Here is a 611-nt window from a genome sequence, read left to right on the forward strand (position 1 = left end):
CGCAGGAGCGATATCTTCTCCCGGAAAACCGATTGCGTCCCCGGCGTTAATTTTCAGTGGTGCATCCGGTTTGACTACCGCATCAAAAGAGCCCTTCGTCACAGCCTGCTGCATCCAGACCGGTAAATTGGCGTGGTGTTCACCCTTCTCTTCCATATATTCCGGCAGCAGGGTGACCCAGAACTTTTCATCCTTCAACTTTCCGTTTTCATCGAATTCCTGTGCCAGCCCAAAGGGTTGCTCCTCACTCGCCCCTGATCCTGCCTGGGGAGATACCGGTTTATTCAGAAACGTCGCCTCTTTCAGGATAAGCACCCGCTTCCCCAGCTCAAGGCTGCCTGTAATCTGAGGTGCATGAGCAGGTTTTCCGGCACGCTGGCTGCCCTCATAGTTTCCCGCCTTTCGTTTGCTGACTCTTTTCTTCGCAGCCATGCACTTGTGCTGCTCAAACGCCGACAGCGGTGCCAGTCCCATATACAGCGAATAAAACTCAAGCCAGGTTTGCTCGTTGTTCGGGTCTGGCTGACAGAGCGACTTCACCAGCACAAAGGTTGTTGTGTACCTGTCTCTTATACACATCTCCGAGCCCACGAGACTGGTTCTCATATTGG

The 611-nt window shown here is 53.2% G+C and carries 1 pseudogene; it reads right to left on the minus strand.

The features are described 5' to 3' along the window. Positions 1–573, minus strand: a pseudogene (locus ACLRGG_RS19855) (hypothetical protein); the annotation flags it as partial. Positions 574–611: the final 38 nt, after the last annotated feature.

Origin of the sequence: Erwinia sp. PPS120 (genome assembly GCF_047918655.1) — a bacterium.
GTDB classification, from domain to species: Bacteria; Pseudomonadota; Gammaproteobacteria; order Enterobacterales; family Enterobacteriaceae; genus Erwinia; species Erwinia tasmaniensis_A.